Annotated in this window: 1 protein-coding gene; it reads right to left on the bottom strand. The window is 55.1% G+C overall.

Annotated elements, in window-relative coordinates; genetic code table 11:
• The coding region (locus DWX32_RS20310; RefSeq protein ID WP_243037633.1) for an ImmA/IrrE family metallo-endopeptidase at nucleotides 1-207 on the bottom strand (207 nt) is incomplete at both ends.

The following is a 207-nucleotide window of genomic DNA, read 5'->3' as shown; positions in this document are numbered from 1 at the left end:
AAGTTCTTTTCCGCTGCTCCACCCGGCGATATATCCAAAAGAATAGTCCGACGTATCAAGCCCGTAATGTTGGCAGACAGCATAGGCGACGCTTTCCGCCTGTACCTCGCGGGTACGGCGGTCGGGGCGTTCCGGCATAGCAAGGGCAGTATCATGCAGCGTGGCGTGGGCGATTTCATGGATTGCGGTCTTGATATTCTGCAATTC

The sequence above is a fragment of the Blautia sp. AF19-13LB genome (genome assembly GCF_003479105.1).
Lineage (GTDB): Bacteria > Bacillota > Clostridia > Lachnospirales > Lachnospiraceae > Fusicatenibacter > Fusicatenibacter saccharivorans.
This window is presented reverse-complemented; position numbering and strand designations above follow the sequence as displayed.